Raw genomic sequence first — 24,895 nt, forward strand, 5'->3', positions numbered from 1 at the left:
CGCTGGCTTTACTCCGCAGCCTCCACCCGTCTCCCCGGCTTGCGCTCGAGCAATTCCTTGAGGAAATGGCCGGTGTAGCTGCGTTCCACCTTGACGATGTCCTCGGGTGTGCCTTCGGCAACGATCTCGCCGCCGCCATCGCCGCCTTCGGGGCCAAGGTCGATGACCCAGTCGGCGGTCTTGATGACTTCGAGATTGTGCTCGATGACGACGACCGAATTGCCCTGATCGACAAGTTCATGCAGCACTTCCAAAAGCTTGGCGACATCGTGGAAATGCAGGCCGGTGGTCGGCTCGTCGAGAATATAGAGCGTGCGGCCGGTCGAGCGCTTTGACAGCTCCTTGGCCAGCTTGACCCGCTGCGCCTCGCCACCCGAGAGCGTGTTGGCCTGCTGGCCGACCTTGATATAGCCCAGCCCCACGCCTTCAAGCGCCTTGAGCTTGTCGCGCACGGCGGGGACGGCGGCAAAGAACTCGACGCCTTCCTCCACCGTCATGTCGAGCACGTCGGCGATCGACTTCTGCTTGAAGGTGACGTCGAGCGTCTCGCGATTGTAGCGCTTGCCGTGACAGACGTCGCAGGTGACATAGACATCGGGCAGAAAGTGCATCTCGATCTTGATGACACCATCGCCCTGACAGGCTTCGCAGCGGCCGCCCTTGACGTTGAAGGAGAAGCGGCCCGGCTGATAGCCGCGTACCTTGGATTCAGGCAGCCCGGCAAACCAGTCGCGGATCGGGGTGAAGGCGCCGGTATAGGTAGCCGGGTTGGAGCGCGGCGTGCGGCCAATCGGCGACTGGTCGATGTCGATCACCTTGTCGATATGCTCGAAGCCATCAATCCGGTCGTGATCTGCGGGGTTTTCGCGTGATCCCATCACCCGGCGGGCCGCGGCCTTGTAGAGCGTTTCGATCAGGAAGGTCGACTTGCCGCCGCCCGACACGCCGGTCACCGCGGTGAACACGCCAAGCGGGATCGAGGCGGTGACGTTCTTGAGATTGTTGCCGCGGGCGCCGACGACGGTCAGCTGCTTTTTCTTCAAAGCCTTGCGGCGCGCAGTCGGCACCATCACCTCGAGCTCGCCCGAAAGATATTTGCCGGTGATCGAGCGCGGATTGGCCATGATGTCGCCGGGCGACCCCTTGGCGATTATCTCGCCGCCGTGAATGCCGGCGTAAGGCCCGATATCGACCACGTAATCGGCGGTCAGGATGGCGTCCTCGTCATGCTCGACGACGATCACCGTGTTGCCGATGTCGCGCAGATGCTTCAGCGTTTCGAGCAGCCGTGCGTTGTCGCGCTGATGCAGGCCGATCGACGGCTCGTCGAGCACGTAGAGCACGCCGGTCAGTCCTGAACCGATCTGCGAGGCCAGCCGGATCCGCTGGCTTTCGCCACCTGACAGCGAGCCGGAATTGCGCGATAGCGTCAGATAGTCGAGCCCGACATCATTGAGGAACTTCAGCCGGTCGCGAATCTCCTTGAGAATGCGGACGGCGATGTGGTTCTGCTGCTCATTGAGCCTGGCCGGCAGATCGGCAAACCACTCACCCGCCACACGGATCGAGAGTTCGGTGACCTGGCCAATATGGCAGCCATCGATCTTGACGGCGCGGGCCTCGGGTTTGAGCCTGTAGCCGTCGCAGGCCGGGCAGGGGGCGGCCGACATGTAGCGTTCGATCTCTTCGCGGGCCCAGGCACTGTCGGTTTCCTTCCAGCGCCGCTCGAGATTGGGAATGATGCCCTCGAAGGTTTTCGATGTCGTGTAGGAGCGCAAACCATCATCATATTTGAAAGCGACCTTCTCCTCGGTGCCACGCAGGATTGCGGCCTGGCCCTTGGCCGGCAGGTCGTCCCAGCGGTCGCTCATCTTGAAGCCGAAATGCTTGCCCAGCGCCTCGAGCGTCTGGGTGTAATAGGGCGAGCTGGATTTGGCCCAGGGTGCAACGGCACCACCACGCAGGGTCAGATTGCCCTCGGGGATGATCAGCGCGTCGTCGATCTTCTTCTGGGTGCCGAGCCCGTCGCAGGTCGGACAGGCGCCGTGCGGATTGTTGAACGAAAACAGCCGCGGTTCGATCTCGGAAATGGTGAAGCCGGATACCGGGCAGGCGAATTTCTCCGAAAACAGCATCCGTTCATGGGTTTCGTTTTTGGATTTGTTGGCCGAGCCGCCTGCGGTCTCGTTTTCTGGCAGGGGCTTGTCGGCAAATTCGGCAATCGCCAGCCCGTCGGCGAGCCGCAGGCAGGTTTCGAGACTGTCGGCCAGCCGCGCGGAGATGTCGGGCCGCACCACGATGCGGTCAACGACGATGTCGATGTCGTGCTTGTATTTCTTGTCGAGCGTCGGTGCGTCGGCGATCTCGTAATACTGGCCGTCAATCTTGACCCGCTGGTAGCCCTTTTTCATGAATTCGGCGAGTTCCTTGCGGTACTCGCCCTTGCGGCCACGCACAACCGGCGCAAGAATGTAAAGCCGCGTGCCTTCTTCCATTTCCAGAACCCGGTCGACCATCTGGCTGATGGTCTGGCTTTCAATCGGCAGACCGGTGGCCGGCGAATAGGGCACGCCGACGCGGGCAAACAGCAGCCGCATGTAGTCATAGATTTCGGTGACGGTACCGACGGTGGAGCGCGGGTTGCGGCTGGTGGTCTTCTGCTCGATGGAAATCGCCGGCGACAGCCCGTCAATCTGGTCAACATCGGGTTTCTGCATCATCTCGAGGAATTGCCGCGCATAGGCTGACAGGCTCTCGACATAGCGCCGCTGGCCCTCGGCATAGATGGTGTCGAAGGCGAGCGAGGATTTGCCCGATCCCGACAGCCCGGTCATCACGATCAGGCTGTTGCGCGGCAGGTCAATATCGATATTCTTCAGATTGTGCTCGCGGGCTCCGCGAATGGTGATTGATTTCAATTCCGTCATGATGCCGCCGATTTGCCGTGGAGCATCCGCTGCGTTCTGCTGAACGCGCCGGGATGCTCATCTCCATAAGCCTCGCAGGTTCGATTTCCCCGTGGGGTATCCGATCGCATCCCGCAAAAACACTGCCCCTCAGCAACTCCACAGTTCAGACATGGTTCCGGGGGCAAACCAGATCCATACATAAGCACCTCTCCCGCAATGTCGAGATGCGTTGCCATATGTTGCAGGTGTTACTGCCGAATCTCTTGACAGAAACTGACACAGACACTAGAACAAATAAAGAACAAAAAAGGCCTGTGGATTGTCGGCGCCCGGCTGACGGGTGGATGGCTGATCCTGTAAGGTGCAGACAGATTTATCGGGGCGGCGGAGAGCCGCCTGAAGTGTTGGAAGGTGAAACATCATGGCGGGAAGCGTCAACAAAGTCATTCTGATTGGCAATCTGGGCGCTGATCCGGATATCAAGCGGACTCAGGATGGCCGGCCGATTGCCAATCTGTCGATCGCCACGTCGGACAGCTGGCGCGACAAGAATACCGGCGAACGGCGCGAAAAGACCGAATGGCACCGGGTTGTCATTTTCAATGAAGGTCTGTGCAAGATCGCCGAGAATTACCTGAAAAAGGGCTCCAAGGTCTATATCGAGGGCCAGTTGCAGACCCGCAAATGGACCGACCAGTCCGGCCAGGACAAATATTCAACCGAAGTGGTGTTGCAGGGCTTCAACGGCAACCTGACCATGCTCGACGGCCGCAGCGAAGGCGGCGGTGGTTCTGGTGGCGGCGTCAGCCGCGGCGGTGATTTTGGCGGCGGCTCGTCATCGGGCGGTGACCGCGGCGGATCTGGCGGCGGCAATCAGTCGGGCGGCGGATTTGGCGGCGGCGCCGGTGGCGGATCCTCCCGCGATCTCGACGACGACATTCCGTTCTGAGGATATCCGGCAGGCAGCGACAGGCATGACAGCTGCAGCCACACCATCGGGAGTGGTGACACATGGCATCAGAGACTGATGTTCTGGAACTTGGTCCGGGGGAAGGGCGCGCCTATTCCCTCGACCGCATGCGGGCGGTGTTCAAGGCCGACCACGACGAGAGTAGCAGCCGCTATGCGATCTCCGAATGGTGGCTGGAACCGCATTGCTCGGGGCCAGGTGCACATCTGCACGAGGCCAACGAGGAAATATTCTATGTGCTGGAGGGCACAGCCTCACTTCTTGTCGGTGATGAGTGGAGGTCTCTGCCGAAGGGCAGCTTTCTGCGCATCCCCGCCGGGGTCATGCATGATTTCGAAAACCGCAGCGATGCTCCGGTCGGGCTTTTGAACATGTTCATGCCCGGCGGTTTCGAACAGGCGATGCCGGACATCGTCAAATGGTTCGAGAACAATCCGCAGGGGTTCGCAGGCTAGCCGTTGACCGGCGGAACGGCACCGGTTCTGAACTGAGGGGGCTGAGGATGGATGACAAGCCTGGACAACATCCAGGGCAGGCGCCGGTGTCGCGGTGGCGGATCATTCTGGCTGCCGTCCTCGATTTTTGCACCGCGTTCTTTGGATTCGGCTATCTGGTCGGGTTGGTGTCCGGCGAAGCAACCTATGGCGGGTTCCAATTGAGCGGGTTTTCAGCGCTGGTGGCGGTTGGACTGATCGTGGTCTATTTCTGGATTGGCAGCAAATATTTCGGCGGAACCGTCTGGCAGTGGATTCTCAAGGCGCGCTGACATTGTCAGCGATCCGGTTATGATTTGAATTATGCCCTGCGGGGCGCGGGAGAAGACATTGCGTCAATCCATCACCCACGTAGCCCTTGTCGTTCGCGACTATGACTAAGCCATCGGTTTTTATTGCGGCGTTCTCGACTTTGAACTGCTGGAAGACACCTATCAGCCCGAACAGGACAAGCGCTGGGTCGTGGTACGTCCAAAAGGCGGGCAGGGCGCATCGATGGTGCTGGCCCGCGCCTCCAAGCCCGAACAGGAACCGTTTGTCGGCAACCAGACCGGCGGCCGGGTGTTTCTGTTCCTCAATACCGATGATTTCGCCCGCGATCACCAGCGCCTGAAAGCTGCCGGGGTTGAGTTCGTGCGTGAGCCACAGACCCATGATTACGGCACCGTGGCAGTGTTTCGCGATATTTACGGCAATCTGTGGGACCTGTTGCAATTGACCGCGGGCCATCCCGCAGCCAGCTGAGGTTCAGTATTGTGACAGGCTAGACTGCTTGATCCGTCTCGCGGCCACGCAATTGTGATTGGTCTGTGGCCGAAAACCTTGAAACAATCACAGCATGTTTGCAAAACCATCCATCTTCGCCGCCCTTTCCATCGTCTTGCTGGTGCTGGCCGGCAATCTGTTGGACATGCCATCAGCCCGTGCCGGCGCAGCCGATGTGGAAGCCGCAACCTATGCAAAGGCTGCCGACGGCACCTACCGGTTCGATGTCACCGTGCGCCATGCCGACGACGGTTGGGAGCATTATGCCGACATATGGCAGGTGATCGGCCCGGACGGCGCTGTTCTGGGCGAGCGGGTGTTGTTGCATCCGCATGATAATGAGCAGCCATTTACCCGCAGCCAGTCCGGCATCGTCATTCCGGCTGAAACAGGTCGTGTAACCATCCGCGCCCATGACAAGATGCATGGCTGGGGCGGCAAGGAACTGACTGTCGAGCTGGAAAACTAAAGCGTGTTCCGAAAAGTGGGAACCGGTTTTCGGAAAAAACACGCGCCAAAACAAAAACCTCAAGCACACTGCATGAATACGATTGAATGCAACGTGCTTTAGAGCATTATCCTTTTAATCGAACGATACTCTGCCTTTGCAGCATCTGCCGGCCGGTGAGGCTTCAACCGATCTTCAAGTCGACGCTGACACTGTCACCTTCGCGGATGGCCTGTGCCCGTCGCACATCGGCTTTCACCGGCAGAAAGTAGCAGCCTGACGCCTTGTCCGGAAACAGCGAGGTATTCCACCGGCTTTTCCTCACCGTGGCGCGCACCCGGATGGAACCGAATCCCCTGGTCTTGCCGGCCATGAACCGGATCTGTTGTGAAATCTCGAGTGGCACGGTGAGAAAATACCACGACGCCTGTGCAGCACCGGAGCGCCAAAGCTCGGCCTTGAAGCTGTACTCCTGATCCGGATCCATCGCGACGTCCTTCAGGCGCCCAGAAACGCCTGCTTGATGCCGTCGACGACGAACTGCACCGAAAGCGCGGCCAGCACCACGCCGAGCAGACGGGTGAGGATGGTGCGGCCGGTGTCACCGAGGAAATGGTCGATCCGGTCGGCAATCACCAGAAAGGCAAACAGCACCAGCGAGGCGACGATGATGACGCCGATCAGCCCGGCGCGCTCCACCGGCTGATAAAACGAGCCCGCGAGCAGGATGACTGCCGAAATCGCTCCGGGACCGGCAATCAGCGGGATTGCCAGCGGAAACACTGCCACATTGGAGATATGGTCTTTGGTGATCGCCCGCTCGGCGCTCTTTTCCTGGCGTTCGTGACGCTTTTCAAAGATCATCTCGAAAGCAATCCAGAACAGCAGCAAGCCGCCGGCGATGCGGAAGGCGCCAAGCGAAATACCGAGCACGCTCAGAATGCTGGCACCGGCTATGGCGAAAACCGCCAGGATTGCCGCTGCTGTCACGGTGCCGCGCATGGCCACCTGCATGCGCTGGCTGCGTGTCATGCCGGTGGTCAGGCCGAGAAAGATCGCCGCAAGGCCGGGCGGATCGAACATCACGATGATGGTGACGAAGGCATTTATGATCAGTTCGACATTCATGACATCCCCCGCGGGCCCGGTGAAAAGGCCGTTTGTAAGGACTTACGACACCATGGGCCCATTCGGAACCCCTATTGGAGGCCGCAACGGTGGAGAAAGTGACCTGAACCGGTTAAACAGGGCGGGAAAATTAGCGACAGCGGTGGCTTTGGGCTATAAGACCCGGAATGATTCCATCCAATAGTCGTGGACCGCTTTGACAGACCAGAAAACACCCGCCGGACCGATTACGCCAGGCATTCAGCCGGTTTCGATTGTCGAGGAAATGCAGCGCTCATATCTCGATTACGCCATGAGCGTGATCGTCAGCCGTGCGCTGCCCGATGTGCGCGACGGGCTCAAGCCCGTGCATCGCCGGATCCTCTACGCAATGCATGAGGGCGGCTACCACTGGAACCGCAAATATGTGAAATCGTCCCGCATCGTCGGTGACGTGATGGGTAAATATCACCCGCACGGCGACCAGTCGATTTATGACGCCATGGTGCGCATGGCGCAGCATTGGTCGATGAGCGCCATGCTGGTTGACGGGCAGGGCAACTTTGGCTCGATCGATGGCGATCCGCCTGCCGCGATGCGCTACACCGAATCGCGTCTGGCCAAGCTGTCGCACGAGATGCTCGAGGACATCGACAAGGATACCGTCGATTTCCAGGAAACCTACGACGCCTCGGGTCGCGAACCGAAGGTTGTGCCGGCACGATTCCCCAATCTGCTGGTCAATGGCGCGGGCGGCATCGCCGTCGGCATGGCCACCAACATTCCGCCGCACAATCTGGTCGAAGTGATCAATGGCTGCATGGCCATCATGGACAATCCGGCCATCGACCTCATTGAACTCATGAGCATCATTCCCGGTCCGGATTTCCCGACCTCGGGCATCATTCTAGGCCAGGCCGGCATCCGCCAGGCATTCGAGACCGGCCGTGGGTCGGTGATGATGCGCGGCAAGGTTCATGTCGAACCGATGCGCAATGACCGTGAAGCCATCATCATCACCGAAGTTCCCTATCAGGTGAACAAGGCGACGATGATCGAGAAAATGGCCGAACTGGTGCGCGACAAGCGCATCGAGGGCATTTCCGATCTGCGCGACGAATCCGACCGCCAGGGCTACCGGGTGGTGATCGAGCTCAAGCGCGACGTTGTCGCCGACGTGATCATCAACCAGCTTTACCGCTACACGCCGCTGCAGTCCTCCTTCGGCGTCAACATGGTGGCGCTCAACGGCGGCAAGCCGGAGCTGATGAACCTGATCGACATGCTGAAGGCCTTTGTCGCCTTCCGCGAGGATGTGATAACCCGGCGGACCAAGTACCTGCTGCGCAAGGCGCGTGAGCGGGCGCATGTGTTGGTGGGTCTCGCCATTGCGGTCGCCAATATCGATGAAGTCATTGCGTTGATCCGCAAGGCGCCGGATCCTGCCACCGCGCGCGAACAGTTGATGACCCGGCGCTGGCCGGCCCGGGAAGTGGAACCGCTGATCCTTCTGATCGACGATCCGCGTCACCGCATTAACGAGGAAGACGGCACCTACAATCTTTCCGAGGAACAGGCCCGCGCCATTCTCGAATTGCGTCTGGCCCGACTGACCGCGCTTGGACGCGATGAGATCGGCGACGAACTCGGCAAGATCGGCGATGAAATCAAGGATTTCCTCGAAATCCTCGCCTCCCGTGTCCGGGTTCAGCAGATCGTCAAGGACGAACTGATTGCCGTGCGCGATGAATTCGGCGTACCGCGCCGCACCGTGATCACCGAAGGTGGCGCGGACATGGACGACGAAGACCTGATTGCCCGCGAGGACATGGTGGTCACCGTCAGCCACGCCGGCTACATCAAGCGGGTGCCGCTCGCCACCTACCGGGCGCAGCGTCGCGGCGGCAAGGGCCGTTCCGGCATGGCCACCCGCGACGAGGATTTCGTCACACGGCTGTTTGTCGCCAACACCCATACGCCGGTGCTGTTCTTCTCCTCGCGCGGCATTGTCTACAAGGAAAAGGTCTGGCGCCTGCCGATCGGTACGCCAACCTCGAAGGGCAAGGCGCTGATCAACATGCTGCCTCTGGAAAAGGGCGAGCGGATCACCTCGATCATGCCATTGCCCGAGGACGAATCGAGCTGGGCCAATCTCGACGTGATGTTCGCCACCACGCGCGGCACCGTGCGGCGCAACAAGTTGTCGGACTTCATCCAGGTCAACCGCAATGGCAAGATCGCCATGAAGCTCGACGATGAGAATGACTCCATTCTCAATGTCGAGACCTGCAATGAATTCGACGACGTGTTGCTGACCACGGCTCTCGGGCAGTGCATCCGCTTCCGGGTCGATGACGTGCGCGTCTTTGCCGGACGCAACTCGATCGGCGTGCGCGGCATGAATCTCGGCACCGACGATCACATCATCTCGATGACCATCGTGCATCATGTTGATGCCGAAGCCGCTGAACGCGCAGCCTTCCTCAAGCGCGCCATGGCCGAACGCCGGGCAGAACTCGGCGACGACGCAGAAGAAGTGGTTCTGGTCGGAGAAGAAGCCGAGGAAATCGGCGAACTCTCCAATGACCGCTACGAGGAACTGAAAGCCCGCGAGCAGTTCATCCTGACGGTCAGCGAAAAGGGTTATGGCAAGCGCTCATCAACCTATGAGTTCCGCATCTCGGGCCGTGGCGGCAAGGGCATCCGCGCCACCGACACTTCCAAGACCAATGAAATCGGTCCGCTGATCGCCGCCTTCCCGGTCGAGCAGGGCGACCAGATCATGATGGTGTCGGATGGCGGCCAGGTGATCCGGGTTCCGGTCGGCGGCATCCGCCTGGCCGGCCGCGCCACCAAGGGCGTCACCATCTTCTCCACCGCCAAGGACGAACGCGTCGTCTCCGTCGACCGCATCAGCGAGCCGGAAGCCGATGAAGAGCTTTTGGAAGAGGGCGTTGAGGGTGTAGCGGCAGTTGATGGAACCGTGGCTCCGGACGCTGATCCTGCTACACCTGACGCTGACGACACCCAGGCGCCTGACGCCGGCTCAGATGGCGAAGAGCCACAGACCTGATCCGTCTGATTGATCGGCCCAACGGGTCAACAAAAGTGAATCAGCCGGGGAGAAATCCCCGGCTTTTTCGCGCAGTACCACGAGAAACTGCTTTCCGGATTTTCCGAGCGTTGGCTTGTGTGAGTTGACTAACATCAATGCTGAAGAATTAGTTTCAATTGTACTCTAGCTAGTATTAAGGTCTGAGGTGTTATCGTTGAAATGTCGGTATCTCGCCGTAGCTTTGTTGTAGGTGCTGCAACCACGTTTGGTGCCGCGTTGTTTGGCGGCGGATACGCGATCGGATCCTATGGAGAGGCTTTAGCCGCAGCGCACGCGCGGATCGCGCAGAAAAGCAGCCTGCTGAGAACATATTATGGGGACCTCGAGTATGCCATCGAAGGTCACGGTGAGCCGTTTATGATGGTTCACGGAACTGGTGGGGGCTTCGATCAGGGGTTGCGTTTTGCCCGAGGATTGATTTCCAACGGATTTGAAGTGATCGCACCATCACGTTTCGGCTATCTACGCAGCGACTTTCCATCCAACCCGTCACCCCAGAACCAAGCAGATGCATTTGTCGAACTGTTGGATGAGTTGGGCATTGACAAGATCCCGATTGCTGGCGGTTCGGCCGGGGCTATTCCGGCAGCACACTTTGCGCTCCGCCATCCTAGCCGTTGTTCGCATCTGATCCTCATAGTCCCCGCAATGAACTTGAGTGATCGCGACCCAGTCGAATTTACCCAGTTCCAGCAGTTCCTGATTGGAAAAATGTTGTCGTCGGATCGTTGGTTCTGGGCCGTTCAAAGACTGGCGCCTAACCAGTTGATAGGCACGTTGCTGGCGACAGATCCCGCCCTTTTGACATCCGTATCCGCTTCAGAGCGTGAAAGGGCGTATCTGGTGCTCAATGAACTGATTCCAATAAGTGGACGCACTCAAGGGATGGCGAATGATGGCAAGATAGCGGGTAGCCCAACGGACATCGATTTTTCGCAGATTGTAACGCCGACATTGATCATTTCTGCCGAAGATGACCGGTTCGGGACTGCACAGACCTCGCGTATTATTACTGAAAGAATCCCTTCCTCGAAGCTTGTCATGTTTCCAACCGGCGGGCACCTTTGACTTGGGCATGATGAAAATCTGTCCAACGAAGTGGCAGATTTCGTTGGACACCTTAGCGATTGATCAAATTAACTCGATGGCCACGTCTCATGACAATTCAATCCAGGAATTTTCCAATTCCGGTTGTACCGCTTGGTCGCTTTGAAAGCATAGGGCTCATCAGCACCGATCTTTCCCCTCCTGCCACATTCTGGCAGCATAACCTGCTACACTCTCCCGTCGCCATCCCACCCCGGAGCCAATATTGTCCCGCGCTGCCCGTCTTCTCGATCTCTTGCAAGTCTTCCGGCGCTACAAGCGGCCGGTCAGTGGCGCGTCGCTGGCCGAAGAGCTCGGCGTGTCGCTGCGCACCATCTATCGCGACATCGAGACGCTGAAATCGCAAGGGGCGGCGATTGACGGGGAGGCGGGGGTCGGTTTCGTGCTCAAGCCCGGTTTCATGCTGCCGCCGCTGATGTTTACCGAGGACGAGATCGAGGCGTTGGTGCTGGGCTCGCGATGGGTCGCCGAGCAGGCCGACCAGCCGCTTGGGGCTGCGGCGCGCAATGCCTTGGTCAAGATCGCCGCCGTGCTGCCCGATGATCTCAAGGCCGGGCTGGATGAATCCACTTTGCTGGTGGTTCCCGGCCCGCCACTTGCCGCCGGCGAGAGCGAATTGCCACGCATTCGCGATGCCATTCGCCGCCAGCGCAAGCTGTCCATTTCCTATGCCGACGTCAATGGCGCCTGCAGTGAACGCACCATCTGGCCGATCGCGCTGGCGTTTTTCGACCGTGCCAGGGTGGTGGTGTCCTGGTGTGAATTGCGCAATGATTTCCGGCATTTCCGGGCCGACAGGATTGTCGGGCTGACCGTGCAGCCTGCTGCCTATCCGCAACGCCGCGCCGTGTTGATGAAACAATGGCAGGCCAAGGAGGGGCTGCATCTGCGCTCCCGGTCGAGTGACTAGTCATGCTTACTACTGACATTATTTGGCAGTAGTAAATTGTAATCTTCGTGGTGTCGAAAGACGAACAAACTCACGAACTCACGGAGATCAAAATGTTGACTTTCAATTTCGTGCTGCTGCATGTCGCCGATCCGGTCGCCAGCGTCAGCTTCTATTCCGGGCTGCTCGGAAAGCCGGCGATTGAATCGGAGCCGCAATTTGCCATGCTGCCACTGAGCGACACTGTGATGCTCGGCCTCTGGCTTGCCAGCGATGCCGATCCCTCGAGAACCGGAAAGCCCGGCGCCAGCGAGATCTCGTTTGATACAGCTGACCTGCCGGCGCTGCAAAAGCTCCACGACGACTGGCGCGCCAGGGGGCTGCCGATCCTGGTCGAGCCGGTGCAGATGCCGTTCGGCCACACTTTTGTTGCGGCTGATCCCGACGGGCACCGCATTCGCGTGGTGGCGAGCAATTCCTGAATTAGGTCATAGGTTTGAATGAAAATGGCCCGGCCCGTGGAGTTGTCCATGGACCGGGCCTAATGGCGGGTGCGGCGTGGCGCGTGTCAGCGACGCCGTTCCCAGATCGGATCATTTGCCTTGTGGGGCAGCTCCTTGCGGAGCGCGCCAAGCACGAGGCCGCTGAAAAGCATGACAATCATCAAGGCAAGCAGTGCCAAAGCTACGGTCATCACGGTGTCCTCCTTCGCATCTCAGTTTGATGCCGACACCATGACAAAAGCTGAATGAACCCAACCTAAATGAAATCATCCCTAACTTTTTGCTAAAGCCGATCTGGCGCATCATGGGTCGAAGAATGCCGCTTTCAGCCGTCAGAACAGGTGAACAGCACCAGGGACCGCCAGACCGAAATCCGGACCGCTGGCGCGCGGCGGCGGCAGGGTTGCGAACATCGCATGCACGTCCTCGTCGCTGGTTCCGTCTTCGAGCTGGGTGGTCCAGACCCGGAACGAGCTCAGTTGATAGGTGCCGAACGAGGTGATCATCGCCACATCGGAGGCGTCCGAGCCGCGCACCATCAGGATGCGGCCAATGCGCGGCGCATTGTAGCGCGCGTCGACCGTGTGCCAGCTGCCGCCGAGAAAGACCTCGAACCAGGCGCAGAAATCATCAAAGCCGGTATCAGGCACACCGATGTCGCCGAGATAACCGCTGACGTAGCGCGCCGGAATGTTCATGGCCCGGCACAGGCTGACGCCCAGATGGGCAAAGTCGCGACAGACGCCGGATTTTTCCTCCAGCACATCGCGCGCCGTCTTGTCGGGGCGACCGAACTTGTAGCCGAAGGTCACATGGTTATGGACGAAGGTGCAGATCGCCTGCACACGCGGCCAGCCTTCCTGGGTATTGCCGAAATTGGCCCAAGCAAAATTCCCCAGGCTGTCGGAATCGCAATAGCGGCTTGCCCCGAGGAAATCGAGGGTGTCGCTGGGCAGATCCTCGATCCGGTGCTGGATGGCGAAGGTCGGAAAGATATCCGGCACGCCGCTGACTTCGGCAACGCAATCGGACCAGAAGGTGGTGCGGCCCTGGTCGGCGACCGCGCGGGAGATGCGGTTGCCATAGTGGTCCACATAGACCGAGATCGGGGTCATGCTGGTGGTCCGGACATAATCAGCACCGATCAGCCGTCCGTTGAATTCCGTATGTGTCGACAGGGCCAGCAACATCGGCACCGGCGCCGGACAATCAACCATTATTTCGAAACCAAACCTGATGAGCATGTCGACACCTTATGTAAAGAAACTCTGAAACGGGTTCACAGTCACTTGGTTCCCACGCCAATGCCGTCAATCTTCTGATCAAGGCGGGCACATGCATTATGACACGAAGGAGAAGACTTCGCCCTGTTCTTTTTCTGCGGTGCACAATTTTTCAATTGCAACACGCTGAAGTGGAGCCTGTTCCCGAAGTTTCGCCTTTGATTCACCTCAATAGGGGAGTATGGTGGGGTCATGTTAAGTCAGGCGTGACGTAGGTGTGTTCATTGCGGGCTCACGATCACCTCACTTGCATCTCGACCTTGATTTGGAAAATACCGCACTGTGCGCGCCTGCGCTGCGCCGGGCGGCGACAGTATTGGATTGCATGAATGGCCAAGAACATTTTCACCAAGGGACAACAGGTCTCGCTGCAGTCGCGCGTCGGGTTGTCACCGCGGACGCCGGACGAATTCACCGTGCTGATGCGGCTGCCCGACAATGGCGGCAAGCCGCAATACCGGATCCGCAATGAAGAGCAGGGTCACGAACGGGTGGAACAGGGCAGCAATCTGGAACTGATCGAGACCGCCCAGAGCGAATAGATCTGCTCAAGCGTCGGCTTGTCGAAAATGCTGCGCGTGAGCGCTGAAAGACCGCGAATTTGCGCATCATCCTTTGCTTGAACCGATTCCGGTTCAAAGGATTTCGCGCCAGAACAGGAAATGTCATGGCCAAGGGTCAAATGAAATCGAACAAGGAAGTTCGCAAGCCGAAGAAAGACAAGGCTGCAGCATCCTCCGCATCTGCGCCGGGTTCGGCAGTCAAGCAGCTGGAAACCAATCCGTTCCAGAAAAAAACCAAGAAGTGAGCCGTCGCTTGATCGCATGGTCGCGAGCCATGCGATGATCGGGTTTCCGAACTCCATGCGCAGTTTTGACGAAGACGCGGGGATCATCCGCTTCTCCGGCTATGATGGCGTCAAGGAAATCCGCTTCGTGCTGGAGGCGCCTGCGCTTGAGCAGTTTGCCAAACTGGACCGCTCGCCGGACACCGATTATCTCGGCGCCTTCGACAGCTTCCGCGAGCAGATCGACGCCGCCGCTGTGCGGGCCTACAAGCGCACCGGCAAGCCGGTCATCCGCCTGACCATCGCGGATTTTTAAGAGCGCGATCCGGTGTGATCATCCTGAAAAAGCCATGACGCATCGACATTTGCTTGCCGGTCGCGTTTTTGCAGTTTCTGATCTTGCCTTGATGTGCTTCGATTGGCATGACAAAAGGCCGGACCAAAGGCCCGTTCACAGGCCCTATCAAAGGGAAGACTTCGATGCGCATCGCGTTCTATCCTGGGTCATTCGACCCCATGACCAACGGTCATATCGACGTGCTGGAGCAGTCGCTGGCGCTGTGCGACGAACTGGTGATCGGCATCGGCGTGCATCCGGGAAAAACCCCGATGTTCTCCTTTGACGAGCGCGTCAGCATGATCGATCATGTGGTCCGCTCTCAGTTTTCTGAACGTGCCCAATCGGTTAGTGTCGTTTCTTTCCAGGGACTGGTAGTGGAGGCGGCGCGAACCGCAGGTGCCAGCGTGCTGGTGCGCGGGCTGCGTGATGGCACCGATCTCGACTATGAAATGCAGATGGCCGGCATGAACCGGGCCATGGCGCCCGATGTCACCACTGTATTTGCGCCGGCCTACCCGGAATCCCGCCACATCACCGCCACGCTTGTGCGGCAAATCGCCAAGATGGGTGGCGATGTCACGCCATTTGTTCCGGTTGTGGTGCAAAAGGCGCTGGCCGCGCGGATCTCGTAAGCCCATTTCACGTCGTCGCAGCGTTGCCAAGCCTGCGGCGGTATGTCAAACGATTGCCGCCGGGATCAAATCAATGGCCGGACGGCGCTATTTCTCTGGAGTTTGCATGCGACTTTCACGTCTTTTCTCAGCCAGCCTGCTTGTCCTTGGATTGGCGCTGACAGCTTGCGATTCAAACGTCGGGATGCAAGCCGACACCTCAAAAACTGAAGATGCGGTCATCAAGCCGGTGGTTGAAGCCGAACCTTCGGCCACCACACAGGAAACCGCCAAGGAAGATGCCAAGCCCGCCAATGCGGCCGAGCAGCTGACCATCACACTGAAAACCGGCGATGTGGTTATCGAACTCGCCGACGATGTCGCGCCGCAGCACGCCGCCCGGCTCAAGGCGCTGGCCGATGCGGGTGAATACGACAATGTCGCGTTTCACCGGGTGATCGACGGCTTCATGGCCCAGACCGGCGACGTTCAGTTCGGCGACATGGAAGACGGCTTTGTGGCGCAGCGCGCCGGCACCGGCGGATCGTCCAATCCCGATCTCAAGGCCGAATTCTCCGACGTGTCGTTTGACCGCGGCGTTGTCGGCATGGCGCGGTCGCAAAGCCCGGATTCAGCCAATTCGCAATTCTTCATCATGCTGGCGCCCGGAACCTTCCTCAACGGTCAGTACACCGTGGTGGGCAAGGTTGTCGAAGGCATGGAGCATGTCGACAAGATCAAGCTCGGCGACGCCGACAACAATGGTTCGGTGACCGATCCGGATCGCATGATCAAGGTCCGCACCGGCGGCTGACGCACTATTATTCAAAGACAACAACCAAGGAGACGACCATGGCGGAGATCAAGGATCCCGAAAACACCCTCATCATGGAAACCACCAAGGGACAGGTGACCATTGAATTGCTTCCCGACCTGGCTCCCGGCCATGTAGCGCGGATCAAGGAACTGGCCCGCGAAGGCGCCTATGACGGCGTGGTGTTTCACCGCGTCATCGAAGGCTTCATGGCGCAGACCGGTGACGTCAAGTTCGGCAAGTCCGGCGGCAAGGATTTCAACCCCGGCCGTGCCGGCATGGGCGGCTCCGACAAGCCCGACCTGAAGGCTGAATTTTCCAACATGAACCATGGCCGCGGCACCTGCTCGATGGCGCGCTCGCAGGATCCGAACTCGGCCAACTCGCAGTTCTTCATCGTCTTTGACGACGCCGGCTTCCTCAACCGTCAGTACACGGTCTGGGGCCAGGTGACGTCCGGCATGGACAATGTCGACAAGATCAAGCGCGGCGAGCCGGTTCAGGATCCCGACAAGATCGTCTCGGTCAAGGTTGCTGCCGACATCAAGGCTTAAGTCACTGATACGCGCGGGATTTCTTCGGCTTCAGGCCATATGGATCCCGCGCGTTTTTTATGAGGCGCAACGATGCGCGTAGACCTTTTCGATTTCGAGCTTCCCGACGAGCGCATCGCGCTGCGCCCGGCAAACCCGCGCGACAGCGCCCGGTTGCTGCGCGTCGGTGCCGATGGCACGCTGGCTGACCTCAGCGTCGGTGATCTGGCCGACCTGCTCGAACCCGGCGATGCGCTGGTGTTCAACGACACCAAGGTGATCCCGGCACAGCTCGAAGGGTTTCGCACCCGCGGTGAAAACCTGCAGCGCATCTCGGCCACGCTGCACATGCGCTCAGGCCCTGACCGCTGGAAAGCCTTCGTCCGTCCCGGCAAGCGCATCAAAGAGGGCGACCGGCTGTCGTTCGGTGGCGACGGCGCTGTCTGCCTGACCGGCGTTCTTGACGCCACTGCGGGGAAACGCGGCGAGGGCGGCGAACTTGAGCTGATCTTTGATCTTAGCGGCCCGGCGCTGGATGAGGCGATCATGGCCACCGGCCACATTCCGCTGCCGCCCTATATTGCATCCAAGCGCGGCGAGGACGATCAGGACCGGCTCGACTACCAGACAATCTATGCTCGCGAAGATGGCGCCGTTGCGGCCCCCACGGCCGGGCTGCATTTCACCGACGCGCTGTTTGCCAAGCTCGATGCCCGCGGCATCTCCCGGCATTTCGTCACCCTGCATGTCGGCGCCGGCACGTTCTTGCCGGTCAAGGTCGACGACACCGCGGAACATCTGATGCATTCGGAAATCGGCCATGTCAGCGCCGAGACCGCTGCGGCACTCAACGCGGTGCATGCGCGTGGCGGACGGGTTGTCTCCGTCGGCACCACCTCGCTGCGGTTGCTCGAAAGCGCCACCGAAGCGGACGGCACCATCAAGGCCTGGTCCGGCCCGACCGACATCTTCATCACGCCCGGCTACAGGTTCCGCGCCGTCGACATCCTGATGACCAATTTCCATCTGCCGCGCTCGACCCTGTTCATGCTAGTCTCGGCCTTCTCGGGTTTTGAGACCATGCATGGCGCCTACCGCCATGCCATTGATAACAATTACCGTTTCTATTCCTATGGCGATTCCAGCCTGTTGTTCCGGAGCGATCTTTGACCACTGATACTTTCCAGTTCAAGCTCAAGGCCACCGACGGCAAGGCGCGGCGCGGCGAAATCACCATGCCACGCGGAGCCATCCGCACACCGGCGTTCATGCCGGTCGGCACCGGCGGCACGGTCAAGGCCATGTATATGGATCAGGTCAGCGATCTGGGCGCCGACATCATCCTGGGAAACACCTATCACCTGATGCTGCGTCCCGGCGCCGAACGGGTGGCCAAGCTCGGTGGCCTGCACGAGTTCGCCCGCTGGCAAAAGCCGATCCTGACCGATTCCGGCGGGTTCCAGGTGATGTCGCTGTCGGCGCTGCGCAAGATCAACGAGCACGGCGTCACCTTCCAGTCGCATATCGACGGCTCGCGCCACGAGATGAGCCCGGAACGCTCGATCGAAATCCAGGGTCTGCTTGATTCCGACATCCAGATGCAGCTCGATGAATGCGTCCGGCTACCGGCCAGCGAGACCGAGATCGAGCGCGCCATGGAAATGTCGCTGCGCTGGGCCGAGCGTTGCAAGACCGCCTTTGGTGACCAGCCCGGCAAGGCGATGTTCGGCATTGTCCAGGGCGGCGATATCCCGAAACTGCGCGAGCGTTCCGCACAGGGCCTGTCAGGTCTCGACCTCAAGGGCTATGCGGTCGGCGGTCTGGCTGTGGGCGAGCCGCAGGAGGTGATGCTCGACATGCTCGATGTCACCTGTCCGCTGCTGCCTTCTGACAAACCGCGCTACCTGATGGGTGTCGGCACGCCCGACGACATGCTCAAATCCGTCGGCCGCGGCATCGACATGTTCGATTGCGTGATGCCGACCCGCGCCGGCCGCCACGGCCTGGCCTTCACCCGCCACGGCAAGATCAACATCAAGAACGCCCGCCACGCCGACGACCACCGGCCGCTGGACGAGCAAAGCTCATGCCCGGCGGCGCGTGACTATTCCCGCGCCTATCTGCATCATCTGGTCCGCTCGAACGAGATTCTGGGCATGATGCTGATCACCTGGAACAATCTCAGCTACTACCAGGACCTGACGGCCGGCATTCGCGGATCAATCGAAGCACAGCGGTTTGAAGATTTTGCCGCCGAGACCCAAGCCACCTGGGCACGCGGCGACATCGCGCCGCTGGGGTAGGGGGCTGATTGCCAACCTCTGTCCTGCCGGTGCACCTCAAGATCCCATTTTCTGGTTGGCGCCTTCACATTCCCCGTCATCCCGGCCCCGCCCAAATCACCAAGCTGCGTAAGTCCCCCGCACTCCCCGTCATGCCGGACACCGATCCGGCATCCAGCGACCCGGCCTCTGCCGGGTCAAAAGAGTCTTTCAGCCCAAGGGCTTGGGCTGAAGGGATACCGGATCGGTGTCCGGTATGACGGCATTAAATCAACTGCCTAACCCCAACACCACCCTCAGACAGCATCCAGCGTTTTCTCGCAATGCGACGGGCCACCCTTCGGATCGACGCGGTCGGAGACGGCGCTGATGGTCTTGATCGAATAATCCTTGTTGACCGTCAGCTGGACAACGCAAGGCCGCCCGCTGCCATAGCCGCCGCGCCAGGTATAAAGCGTCGTGCCGCCGGGGCCTGCCGTGTCGGAAACCTGAGGTCCGAAGGCCGCAAAGAAAGCGCCTGCCGACTTGCCGTTCCAGCGCGCCTGCAGCGGGTTTGACGATACTGATGCGGTTGTACAGGCCGAAAGCACAACGGCAACAATGGACAGGATTGCAAGACGGGATTTCATGGTCGACTTTTCCTTGGGTGGTGCAGGGTGGGATGCGGCGATTGGCACTGCGATCCGTCATAGCGGATTCGGGGGGAAGGGAAAATGGGGTGCGCGAGGTGGTTGGGTTGGCGAGGTGGTTTCGTCGGCCGTGCAATTGAATTGCTGAAACTTGGGTTTCTATAATCGATGGAGCAAGGAAGTATCTTGAGCGGAGATCTGAAACCTGAAAGTCCGCTCACGGCCCAAAGCCGACCTTGGGTATCTGCGGAACTAACGGCGGTTAAGAGCTCTACTTAACCACAGAGCGAACACGCATTTTCGCTAAAGTTCAGCCGCTCTTTCGCCTATGTTAATGCAGACCGGGCATTTTCGATGGGTTCTTGCTTTATGTTGACACCCTCCAATCCGTGAGATTCCAATAGCGCTGCCACCCCTGCACACTTGCTCTCATCTTGCGCAGCCAACGCTGCCAAGAACTCTCTGTAACCATGGCTACCCGGCAGATCATTTCGCCCGGCAGCGACTTCCGCAAAAATTAGATCAAGGTCACGTTCTGAAAACCAGCTGGCATACTTTATTGCAAATCGGCTAGCGTAATTATTGGCTTCGTCCCAAGTTTTGGCGGAACTATATAGCTTTGCGGCGGCAGTCGCCATTTCCGGCGGAATTTGATCGATCACATCCCCGAAGTCTTCAGCCTTCAGCTGCAAAATTGCTGCTTCGGCATCATCTCTTAACCACCCAATGAACAGTGCCTTTTGCACAACTCGCGCCCTTTTAGCTCCTTTGCTAGGTGCCACCAGCCACTTTCTGACAATTGGGCGGCCAGGCTCGTAAACCTTCTCGCCCACCTCAGCCAATCTGATAGCAAGAGAGCATCCTAGCTCAACCGGCCATTCCTCAGTGTGCATTAGAAGCTTGTTTACATTTAGAATAAGACGTGGAAGCGCTTCTTTGCGATGAAGCTCTACAATCGCCAATAGAGCAACAAGTGCGGCGGCCTTAGTGTGTAGTGGACTGTTCGAATCTGGCCACCCAAAGCAAATAAGGTCCACAAAGCCCATAATCAACGGAGCCCGAGCGCTCTGAAGCTCCGAGCCTTTTAGCCGCGCTACTGCGTCAGGAATCTCTGTCGGGAAATATGGAGACAAAACAAGCGCCTGAAGGCTCTCGAGTGCAGCCTTTCCTTGTTTCGGTGGTTGGGTCAAAACAAGCGCCAACGCGTTTCGAATGTGAAGGCGGGCCGACTCGGCCGAAGGTGTGAACGGCAATGAGTTCTTTAGGAAGGTCGGATGCGCGCATCGATTTCTGTCTGTTCGCAATCTTTCTAACTCATCGAATTCATTACGACCGAAGAAATCAAATTTGTCAGGAAATGAATAGCCCCGAGTTTTCTAGACACCCTCTGTCTTCGTTCTCTGCTGCCGTTCGAACTCGACGGGTGACAGCATCCCGTTCCTCACATGCTTGCGCGTGGGATTGTAGAACATCTCGATGTAGTCGAACACATCCTGCCTCGCTTCGGTTCGGGTTTTGTAAGTCCGTCGTCGTATCCGCTCGCGCTTGAGCAAGTTGAAGAAGCTCTCGGCAACAGCGTTGTCGTGACAGTTGCCGCGCCGGCTCATTGAGTGCTCAAGATTATGGGCGCGCAGAAACGCAGCCCAGTCCATGCTGGTGAACTGCGAGCCCTGGTCCGAATGGATCAGCACCCTGTTCTTCGGCTTCCTTCGCCAAACGGCCATGAGCAATGCTTGCAGGACAACATCCGTTGTCTGGCGGCTTTGCATCGACCAGCCGACGACACGGCGGGAGTAGAGATCGATAACGACGGCGAGGTAGGCGAAACCTTCTTGAGTACGGATGTAGGTGATGTCAGTGACCCAGGCCCTGTCTGGCACGTCCACGTCGAACTGCCGGTCTAGCGTGTTGTCCACCACCAATGACGGTTTGCCGCCGTAGCTGCCCGGCCTACGCTTGTAACCGATCTGCGCTGTGATGCCCGCCAGTGTGGCCAGACGTGCAACGCGGTTCGGACAGCACGTTTCGCCCTGATCCAGCAGATCATCGTGGAGCTTGCGATAGCCATAAACCTTGCCGCTGTCCTTCCATGCTTTGTGGATGAGCTCGGTCTGGCGCACGTCTTCGCGAGCCCGTTTGCTCAACGGGTGCTTCAGCCAGGCATAGAAGCCGCTAGGTTGGATGCGCAGACACCGGCACATCGCCCGCACAGAGAACAGCGGGCGATGCTCGGCCACGAACGCGTATCTCACTTTGCATCCCTGGCGAAATACGCGGTGGCTTTTTTTAGGATGTCGCGCTCCTCGATGACCCTGGTCAGTTCGCGTTTCAGCCGTCTGATCTCGGCATCTTTGTCGTCGCCGCCCGATGGCTGTGAGAACCTCTTCTTCCACGCGTAGAGCGAATGCGGGCTGACGCCCAGCCGCTGTGAAACCTCCGCAACTGGATAACCGCGCTCAACGATCTGATGAACAGCATCGCGTTTAAAATCGTCACTGAATTTGGCTGTGCTCATGATGGCCTCCTTGCCTCAAATTTAGGGAAGAAGGCGTCTACAAATCTAGGGGCTATTCAAAACGTCTCAAGAAGCCCCCGTTCGAACTCAAGCAGACCACTGATCGCTTGGTGATTATTCCGGTCGTTTTGATCCTGCAGTTTTTCTAACCGCTCGACGGCTTGCTTCGCTTCTCCATCACCTGAAGCCGCCAGCATCCTAAGTTTCTGAATTAAATCAAAGCATACAGCGACATAAGCGGCAACGATTGCTGCTCGGAAAGCTCCGCCCTGATAGCAATTAATGGCCTCCCTTATCTGTGCACGCGCGGTTTCATCCACACATTCGGTGGCAAGTTCATCCAGACTCGCAAGCATACCTGCCTCCATTGAAAAAATTGTGAGGGTTGCATACTACCCCAACGAAAATCTGGCAATTCAGCCAACGAAGCAGCACGTCAAACGGCTGCTATCAGCGATGCAAGAAGAAGGGAATATTGCTTCTTTGGGGAGGTTGGGTAGAGAACATGGACGCACCGCCGAAGGCAACTTGGTCCGCATGGGCCGTCGCTAATTCACGCCGCAGCGAATGGCAGCTTCCCGCCCTTTTCGTCCAAAATGAAGTCTGTGGCGAAAGTCCGATTGCAGACATTTCAAAAAACTTAGCCTACGCTGCGAAAAGCAAATCGGGATGCGACTATGAGCCAGTTACCAAAATTGATTGTTGTTCAGGCCTTTGACCTGGACGAAGAGGGCACTCCTCAACCCGCTGAAGATCCGGTGCAGTTCGAATCTGAGGATAGGGCCAGGCGGCATGCTGTCGCGATGGAGAGCAAGCACGCCGGTGTTATCGCATGGTCGCGTGAAGCCAATCCTGCATTGGGTGATTACGGGGAGCCGACGATTATCTATCAGGCAGGTGAGGTGAGAGAGCTGGATTAGTCCCGAAGAAGCCCGGCTCGTCGTAGCGCTTGATTGGCAACCGCGGGCTGATGGCATCCTCGGCCCGTTGCCAAGGGTGATCACGGTGGAAGCGGCGTTGTGTGCTTCCTGGGACATCGCATTCAGGATGCAGCCGAGGCCGATTATTCACTGGGTTCTCGGGCAAAATGAACAGCTCTGTTTCACGCCGCAAGGGTGGAGACAGGGTTCCACGCACGTTGGCAGGCGATCAGTGCTGTGAAGGCGCTGCGCTTTCTCCCTCTACTCTTGTGGGAGAGGCTTCGGAACGGTGGCCGAAGGCCGGAAATCAATGAAATTGATTTCAGGGAACGAAGGCCTGAGCGCGACGTCGCGCGAAGGCTTGCAATGGTCTTGGCGCGCAGCGCCAAGTCATAGATTTTTCAGGTGAGGGGGAAATTTCAGGTGCTGTACTCGACGCCTTCTCTCTGGCGAAATCCCTCCGTCGTCATCCCAGGGCCCCGACCCTGGGATCCATTCCGTAATCTCTCCATACAGTTGGCACGTGGAAGCATCACGGAATGGATCCTCGGCTCGGGGGCCGAGGATGACGAAAATCGTGATGGCCGCATAAAAATCACCCCGACTTCATCCCCACCCTCCACCCCGATGCCATAATCCTTGCGCTCCCGCTGCCGGATGGACCGCGAACGTGTTGGACCAGGCGGGAGGAAGGCCTTTCGGGTTTGCCGTAACGTGCGGCAAGGCTTGAAAGGAGGCGGTGACCAGCGTGGCTCCGTCGGCGGGCCTGCAACTCCTTGCGGACAGCAGGTTCAGTCGGCCACCGTGACGACCTCGGGTTCCGTGCCGGCCTTCGGGCAGGTTTTGGGATCAGACAGCGGACCGGGCCTGTGGCGGATCTTGCCCCCGTCATGCATGTCGCGTTCGGGTGGTTTCACTCGAACGATAACGTACATGCATAACTTGTGATGGGGATAAGGTCCGTGCCGGAAACCACGCCAAAAGCTTCCACCGTCGTCCCTGTCCGGGCTGGCGGTCTGGCGAAAGCCGGAACAACCCCGCGTCGGGCCAAAAACCCTCAAGCGGGGCAAGCGAAGTGGTTGTTGCCTGTCGGATGCGGACATCATCCGGCGTTATTCGGGCCGCGCGCGTGCTGCGCCACCGATTTTTACTTATCCAGAGGCAAAGCCCGCGTGCGGCCCTCCGGAATGCCAGTCAGAGATCACAACCCGGCGATTTTGTCGCGCGGGCGCGCTTTTCCATGTGCTGCCACATCACGAGATTGAAATCACCTCGAGATCCTGTTCATTGACCTCGACCACGTCACCCACCGCCTTGCCCATCAGCGCGCGCGCCACCGGCGAGGCGAACGAGATGGTGCCGTTCTTGGGGTCGGCTTCGTCCTCGCCGACAATGCGGTAGCTCTGGGCCGGGTGGTCGTCGCGGGTGTAGGTCACGGTGGAGCCGAAGGCGATCACATCATGAGACTCCGGATCGGGCAACATTTGTGCGGAGCGGACGCGCTCGGTAAAATAGCGCGCATCGCGCAACGGACCCGCCTGCTGGCGGCGGCGCTCGTTGACATCCTCGATCGTATTGGCCGCCTCGAACGCCGCGCGCGCTTCATCCAGCTGCGCCTGCATCTGCTTCAAACCGGATAGCGTCACCAGATTGGGATGGGCGGAAACGGGCCGGTCGGGCAGCAATGTTTCGGCTGCGGTTTCGGAACTTTCTTCCTTGGTAAAGGCTACGCTCAATGCAATTCTCCGTATCAGTTTTCCCGGTCTGCACTTCGGATTGATACGCGGGCCGGGAGAACCGAGCATAGGTTGAATTCCGGCCGTCTGGCAATGCCGGCCTGTGGGCGCACAACGAGGCGGAGCCTGCTTGGTTCC

At 59.0% G+C, this 24,895-nt stretch carries 28 protein-coding genes; 18 read left to right on the forward strand and 10 right to left on the reverse strand.

All coding sequences use genetic code 11. From position 1 onward, the window contains the following. Positions 1–8: 8 nt before the first annotated feature. On the reverse strand, positions 9–2,927 hold the full coding sequence (uvrA, locus tag IMCC20628_RS09385) for an excinuclease ABC subunit UvrA (RefSeq protein ID WP_047029999.1): 2,919 nt from the start codon (positions 2,925–2,927) through the stop codon (positions 9–11). A 403-nt stretch (positions 2,928–3,330) separates the two neighbouring features. On the opposite strand from uvrA, the gene IMCC20628_RS09390 reads away from it, so the two are divergent. The 5 genes from IMCC20628_RS09390 to IMCC20628_RS09410 all read left to right on the forward strand — a co-directional run bounded on the left by IMCC20628_RS09390 (position 3,331) and on the right by IMCC20628_RS09410 (position 5,607). Further along, positions 3,331–3,858, forward strand: coding sequence for a single-stranded DNA-binding protein (locus tag IMCC20628_RS09390; protein ID WP_047030000.1), 528 nt, complete (start codon positions 3,331–3,333; stop codon positions 3,856–3,858). A 62-nt stretch (positions 3,859–3,920) separates the two neighbouring features. Beyond that, positions 3,921–4,334, forward strand: a complete 414-nt coding sequence (locus tag IMCC20628_RS09395) for a cupin domain-containing protein (RefSeq protein ID WP_047030001.1) — start codon at positions 3,921–3,923, stop codon at positions 4,332–4,334. Between the two features lie 47 nt (positions 4,335–4,381). Continuing rightward, positions 4,382–4,645: a hypothetical protein gene (locus tag IMCC20628_RS09400; protein ID WP_047030002.1), complete on the forward strand. Its 264-nt coding sequence runs from the start codon at positions 4,382–4,384 to the stop codon at positions 4,643–4,645. A 112-nt stretch (positions 4,646–4,757) separates the two neighbouring features. Next, positions 4,758–5,117, forward strand: coding sequence for a VOC family protein (locus IMCC20628_RS09405; RefSeq protein WP_245307941.1), 360 nt, complete (start codon positions 4,758–4,760; stop codon positions 5,115–5,117). 94 nt (positions 5,118–5,211) lie between these two features. Beyond that, a complete protein-coding gene (locus IMCC20628_RS09410; protein ID WP_197078424.1) occupies positions 5,212–5,607 on the forward strand; it encodes a hypothetical protein in 396 nt (131 codons plus the stop codon). 163 nt (positions 5,608–5,770) lie between these two features. Here IMCC20628_RS09410 and IMCC20628_RS09415 read toward each other — a convergent pair whose 3' ends face one another. Then, positions 5,771–6,073 carry a DUF1905 domain-containing protein gene (locus IMCC20628_RS09415; protein WP_047030003.1) on the reverse strand — a complete coding sequence of 101 codons (303 nt, stop codon included), beginning with the start codon at positions 6,071–6,073 and terminating at the stop codon, positions 5,771–5,773. A gap of 11 nt (positions 6,074–6,084) precedes the next feature. After that, entirely contained in the window at positions 6,085–6,714 is a 630-nt protein-coding gene (locus IMCC20628_RS09420) for a MarC family protein (protein WP_047030004.1), read from the reverse strand. A 196-nt stretch (positions 6,715–6,910) separates the two neighbouring features. On the opposite strand from IMCC20628_RS09420, the gene gyrA reads away from it, so the two are divergent. The 4 genes from gyrA to IMCC20628_RS09440 all read left to right on the forward strand — a co-directional run bounded on the left by gyrA (position 6,911) and on the right by IMCC20628_RS09440 (position 12,286). Further along, positions 6,911–9,766, forward strand: coding sequence for a DNA gyrase subunit A (gene gyrA / locus IMCC20628_RS09425; protein WP_047030005.1), 2,856 nt, complete (start codon positions 6,911–6,913; stop codon positions 9,764–9,766). A 201-nt stretch (positions 9,767–9,967) separates the two neighbouring features. Continuing rightward, complete coding sequence (locus IMCC20628_RS09430; RefSeq protein WP_052766369.1) at positions 9,968–10,876, forward strand: alpha/beta hydrolase; 909 nt, start codon at positions 9,968–9,970, stop codon at positions 10,874–10,876. A gap of 244 nt (positions 10,877–11,120) precedes the next feature. Next, positions 11,121–11,825: a YafY family protein gene (locus tag IMCC20628_RS09435; protein ID WP_047030006.1), complete on the forward strand. Its 705-nt coding sequence runs from the start codon at positions 11,121–11,123 to the stop codon at positions 11,823–11,825. A gap of 92 nt (positions 11,826–11,917) precedes the next feature. Then, positions 11,918–12,286 (forward strand): VOC family protein, encoded by a 369-nt coding sequence (locus IMCC20628_RS09440; RefSeq protein ID WP_047030007.1) that lies wholly within the window; start codon positions 11,918–11,920, stop codon positions 12,284–12,286. A gap of 86 nt (positions 12,287–12,372) precedes the next feature. Here the strand turns inward: IMCC20628_RS09440 and IMCC20628_RS25785 are convergent, their stop codons facing one another. Both IMCC20628_RS25785 and IMCC20628_RS09445 read right to left on the reverse strand, forming a co-directional pair. Continuing rightward, on the reverse strand, positions 12,373–12,498 hold the full coding sequence (locus IMCC20628_RS25785) for a hypothetical protein (protein WP_280949430.1): 126 nt from the start codon (positions 12,496–12,498) through the stop codon (positions 12,373–12,375). A 141-nt stretch (positions 12,499–12,639) separates the two neighbouring features. Next, positions 12,640–13,551 (reverse strand): transglutaminase family protein, encoded by a 912-nt coding sequence (locus tag IMCC20628_RS09445; protein WP_047030008.1) that lies wholly within the window; start codon positions 13,549–13,551, stop codon positions 12,640–12,642. Between the two features lie 368 nt (positions 13,552–13,919). On the opposite strand from IMCC20628_RS09445, the gene IMCC20628_RS09450 reads away from it, so the two are divergent. The 8 genes from IMCC20628_RS09450 to tgt all read left to right on the forward strand — a co-directional run bounded on the left by IMCC20628_RS09450 (position 13,920) and on the right by tgt (position 18,978). After that, complete coding sequence (locus IMCC20628_RS09450) at positions 13,920–14,132, forward strand: hypothetical protein (protein WP_047030009.1); 213 nt, start codon at positions 13,920–13,922, stop codon at positions 14,130–14,132. A 125-nt stretch (positions 14,133–14,257) separates the two neighbouring features. Next, positions 14,258–14,398 (forward strand): hypothetical protein, encoded by a 141-nt coding sequence (locus IMCC20628_RS25400; protein ID WP_197078425.1) that lies wholly within the window; start codon positions 14,258–14,260, stop codon positions 14,396–14,398. Between the two features lie 16 nt (positions 14,399–14,414). Then, positions 14,415–14,693 (forward strand): DUF1488 family protein, encoded by a 279-nt coding sequence (locus IMCC20628_RS09455; protein ID WP_047030010.1) that lies wholly within the window; start codon positions 14,415–14,417, stop codon positions 14,691–14,693. Positions 14,694–14,857: 164 nt separating this feature from the next. Then, entirely contained in the window at positions 14,858–15,349 is a 492-nt protein-coding gene (gene coaD / locus IMCC20628_RS09460; RefSeq protein WP_047030011.1) for a pantetheine-phosphate adenylyltransferase, read from the forward strand. A gap of 106 nt (positions 15,350–15,455) precedes the next feature. After that, positions 15,456–16,142 carry a peptidylprolyl isomerase gene (locus IMCC20628_RS09465; RefSeq protein WP_245307909.1) on the forward strand — a complete coding sequence of 229 codons (687 nt, stop codon included), beginning with the start codon at positions 15,456–15,458 and terminating at the stop codon, positions 16,140–16,142. Between the two features lie 38 nt (positions 16,143–16,180). After that, positions 16,181–16,696 carry a peptidylprolyl isomerase gene (locus IMCC20628_RS09470; protein WP_047030012.1) on the forward strand — a complete coding sequence of 172 codons (516 nt, stop codon included), beginning with the start codon at positions 16,181–16,183 and terminating at the stop codon, positions 16,694–16,696. A gap of 72 nt (positions 16,697–16,768) precedes the next feature. Further along, entirely contained in the window at positions 16,769–17,845 is a 1,077-nt protein-coding gene (gene queA / locus IMCC20628_RS09475) for a tRNA preQ1(34) S-adenosylmethionine ribosyltransferase-isomerase QueA (protein ID WP_047030013.1), read from the forward strand. Beyond that, positions 17,842–18,978 carry a tRNA guanosine(34) transglycosylase Tgt gene (tgt, locus tag IMCC20628_RS09480; protein WP_047030014.1) on the forward strand — a complete coding sequence of 379 codons (1,137 nt, stop codon included), beginning with the start codon at positions 17,842–17,844 and terminating at the stop codon, positions 18,976–18,978. The genes queA and tgt overlap by 4 nt, the downstream gene beginning before the upstream one ends. Before the next feature lie 275 nt (positions 18,979–19,253). Here the strand turns inward: tgt and IMCC20628_RS09485 are convergent, their stop codons facing one another. The 4 genes from IMCC20628_RS09485 to IMCC20628_RS09505 form a co-directional block, all read right to left on the reverse strand. Beyond that, positions 19,254–19,586, reverse strand: a complete 333-nt coding sequence (locus tag IMCC20628_RS09485; protein WP_047030015.1) for a hypothetical protein — start codon at positions 19,584–19,586, stop codon at positions 19,254–19,256. 326 nt (positions 19,587–19,912) lie between these two features. Then, positions 19,913–20,776: a hypothetical protein gene (locus IMCC20628_RS09490; protein ID WP_156174462.1), complete on the reverse strand. Its 864-nt coding sequence runs from the start codon at positions 20,774–20,776 to the stop codon at positions 19,913–19,915. A gap of 186 nt (positions 20,777–20,962) precedes the next feature. After that, positions 20,963–22,101, reverse strand: a protein-coding gene (locus IMCC20628_RS09495; protein WP_156174386.1) for an IS3 family transposase whose coding sequence is annotated in 2 segments (ribosomal slippage) — positions 20,963–21,864 and positions 21,864–22,101 — 1,140 coding nt in all. Because the reading frame shifts where the segments join, the coding sequence is not laid out codon by codon here. Between the two features lie 56 nt (positions 22,102–22,157). Further along, the gene (locus IMCC20628_RS09505; protein WP_047030017.1) at positions 22,158–22,457 is read right to left on the reverse strand and encodes a hypothetical protein; all 300 of its coding nucleotides are present in this window, start codon (positions 22,455–22,457) and stop codon (positions 22,158–22,160) included. 321 nt (positions 22,458–22,778) lie between these two features. Here IMCC20628_RS09505 and IMCC20628_RS09510 point away from each other — a divergent pair, with 321 nt between their 5' ends. Then, entirely contained in the window at positions 22,779–23,021 is a 243-nt protein-coding gene (locus tag IMCC20628_RS09510; RefSeq protein WP_047030018.1) for a hypothetical protein, read from the forward strand. A gap of 1,253 nt (positions 23,022–24,274) precedes the next feature. Here the strand turns inward: IMCC20628_RS09510 and greA are convergent. Next, positions 24,275–24,757, reverse strand: coding sequence for a transcription elongation factor GreA (greA, locus tag IMCC20628_RS09515; RefSeq protein WP_047030019.1), 483 nt, complete (start codon positions 24,755–24,757; stop codon positions 24,275–24,277). Between the last annotated feature and the right edge of the window lie 138 nt (positions 24,758–24,895).

This window comes from Hoeflea sp. IMCC20628, from assembly GCF_001011155.1.
GTDB lineage: Bacteria > Pseudomonadota > Alphaproteobacteria > Rhizobiales > Rhizobiaceae > Hoeflea.

Bases quoted from the DNA above. Each gene is read 5' to 3' on its own strand.
- coaD (WP_047030011.1), top strand. From the start codon at position 14,858: ATGCGCATCGCGTTCTATCCTGGGTCATTCGACCCCATGACCAACGGT.
- IMCC20628_RS09450 (WP_047030009.1), top strand. From the start codon at position 13,920: ATGGCCAAGAACATTTTCACCAAGGGACAACAGGTCTCGCTGCAGTCG.
- IMCC20628_RS09410 (WP_197078424.1), top strand. From the start codon at position 5,212: ATGTTTGCAAAACCATCCATCTTCGCCGCCCTTTCCATCGTCTTGCTG.
- IMCC20628_RS09505 (WP_047030017.1), bottom strand. From the start codon at position 22,457: ATGCTTGCGAGTCTGGATGAACTTGCCACCGAATGTGTGGATGAAACC.
- IMCC20628_RS09415 (WP_047030003.1), bottom strand. From the start codon at position 6,073: ATGGATCCGGATCAGGAGTACAGCTTCAAGGCCGAGCTTTGGCGCTCC.
- IMCC20628_RS09470 (WP_047030012.1), top strand. From the start codon at position 16,181: ATGGCGGAGATCAAGGATCCCGAAAACACCCTCATCATGGAAACCACC.
- IMCC20628_RS09440 (WP_047030007.1), top strand. From the start codon at position 11,918: ATGTTGACTTTCAATTTCGTGCTGCTGCATGTCGCCGATCCGGTCGCC.
- IMCC20628_RS09420 (WP_047030004.1), bottom strand. From the start codon at position 6,714: ATGAATGTCGAACTGATCATAAATGCCTTCGTCACCATCATCGTGATG.
- IMCC20628_RS09430 (WP_052766369.1), top strand. From the start codon at position 9,968: ATGTCGGTATCTCGCCGTAGCTTTGTTGTAGGTGCTGCAACCACGTTT.
- IMCC20628_RS25785 (WP_280949430.1), bottom strand. From the start codon at position 12,498: ATGACCGTAGCTTTGGCACTGCTTGCCTTGATGATTGTCATGCTTTTC.
- uvrA (WP_047029999.1), bottom strand. From the start codon at position 2,927: ATGACGGAATTGAAATCAATCACCATTCGCGGAGCCCGCGAGCACAAT.
- IMCC20628_RS09485 (WP_047030015.1), bottom strand. From the start codon at position 19,586: ATGAAATCCCGTCTTGCAATCCTGTCCATTGTTGCCGTTGTGCTTTCG.
- IMCC20628_RS09455 (WP_047030010.1), top strand. From the start codon at position 14,415: ATGGTCGCGAGCCATGCGATGATCGGGTTTCCGAACTCCATGCGCAGT.
- IMCC20628_RS09510 (WP_047030018.1), top strand. From the start codon at position 22,779: ATGAGCCAGTTACCAAAATTGATTGTTGTTCAGGCCTTTGACCTGGAC.
- IMCC20628_RS09400 (WP_047030002.1), top strand. From the start codon at position 4,382: ATGGATGACAAGCCTGGACAACATCCAGGGCAGGCGCCGGTGTCGCGG.
- queA (WP_047030013.1), top strand. From the start codon at position 16,769: ATGCGCGTAGACCTTTTCGATTTCGAGCTTCCCGACGAGCGCATCGCG.
- IMCC20628_RS25400 (WP_197078425.1), top strand. From the start codon at position 14,258: ATGGCCAAGGGTCAAATGAAATCGAACAAGGAAGTTCGCAAGCCGAAG.
- IMCC20628_RS09395 (WP_047030001.1), top strand. From the start codon at position 3,921: ATGGCATCAGAGACTGATGTTCTGGAACTTGGTCCGGGGGAAGGGCGC.
- IMCC20628_RS09445 (WP_047030008.1), bottom strand. From the start codon at position 13,551: ATGCTCATCAGGTTTGGTTTCGAAATAATGGTTGATTGTCCGGCGCCG.
- IMCC20628_RS09390 (WP_047030000.1), top strand. From the start codon at position 3,331: ATGGCGGGAAGCGTCAACAAAGTCATTCTGATTGGCAATCTGGGCGCT.
- IMCC20628_RS09465 (WP_245307909.1), top strand. From the start codon at position 15,456: ATGCGACTTTCACGTCTTTTCTCAGCCAGCCTGCTTGTCCTTGGATTG.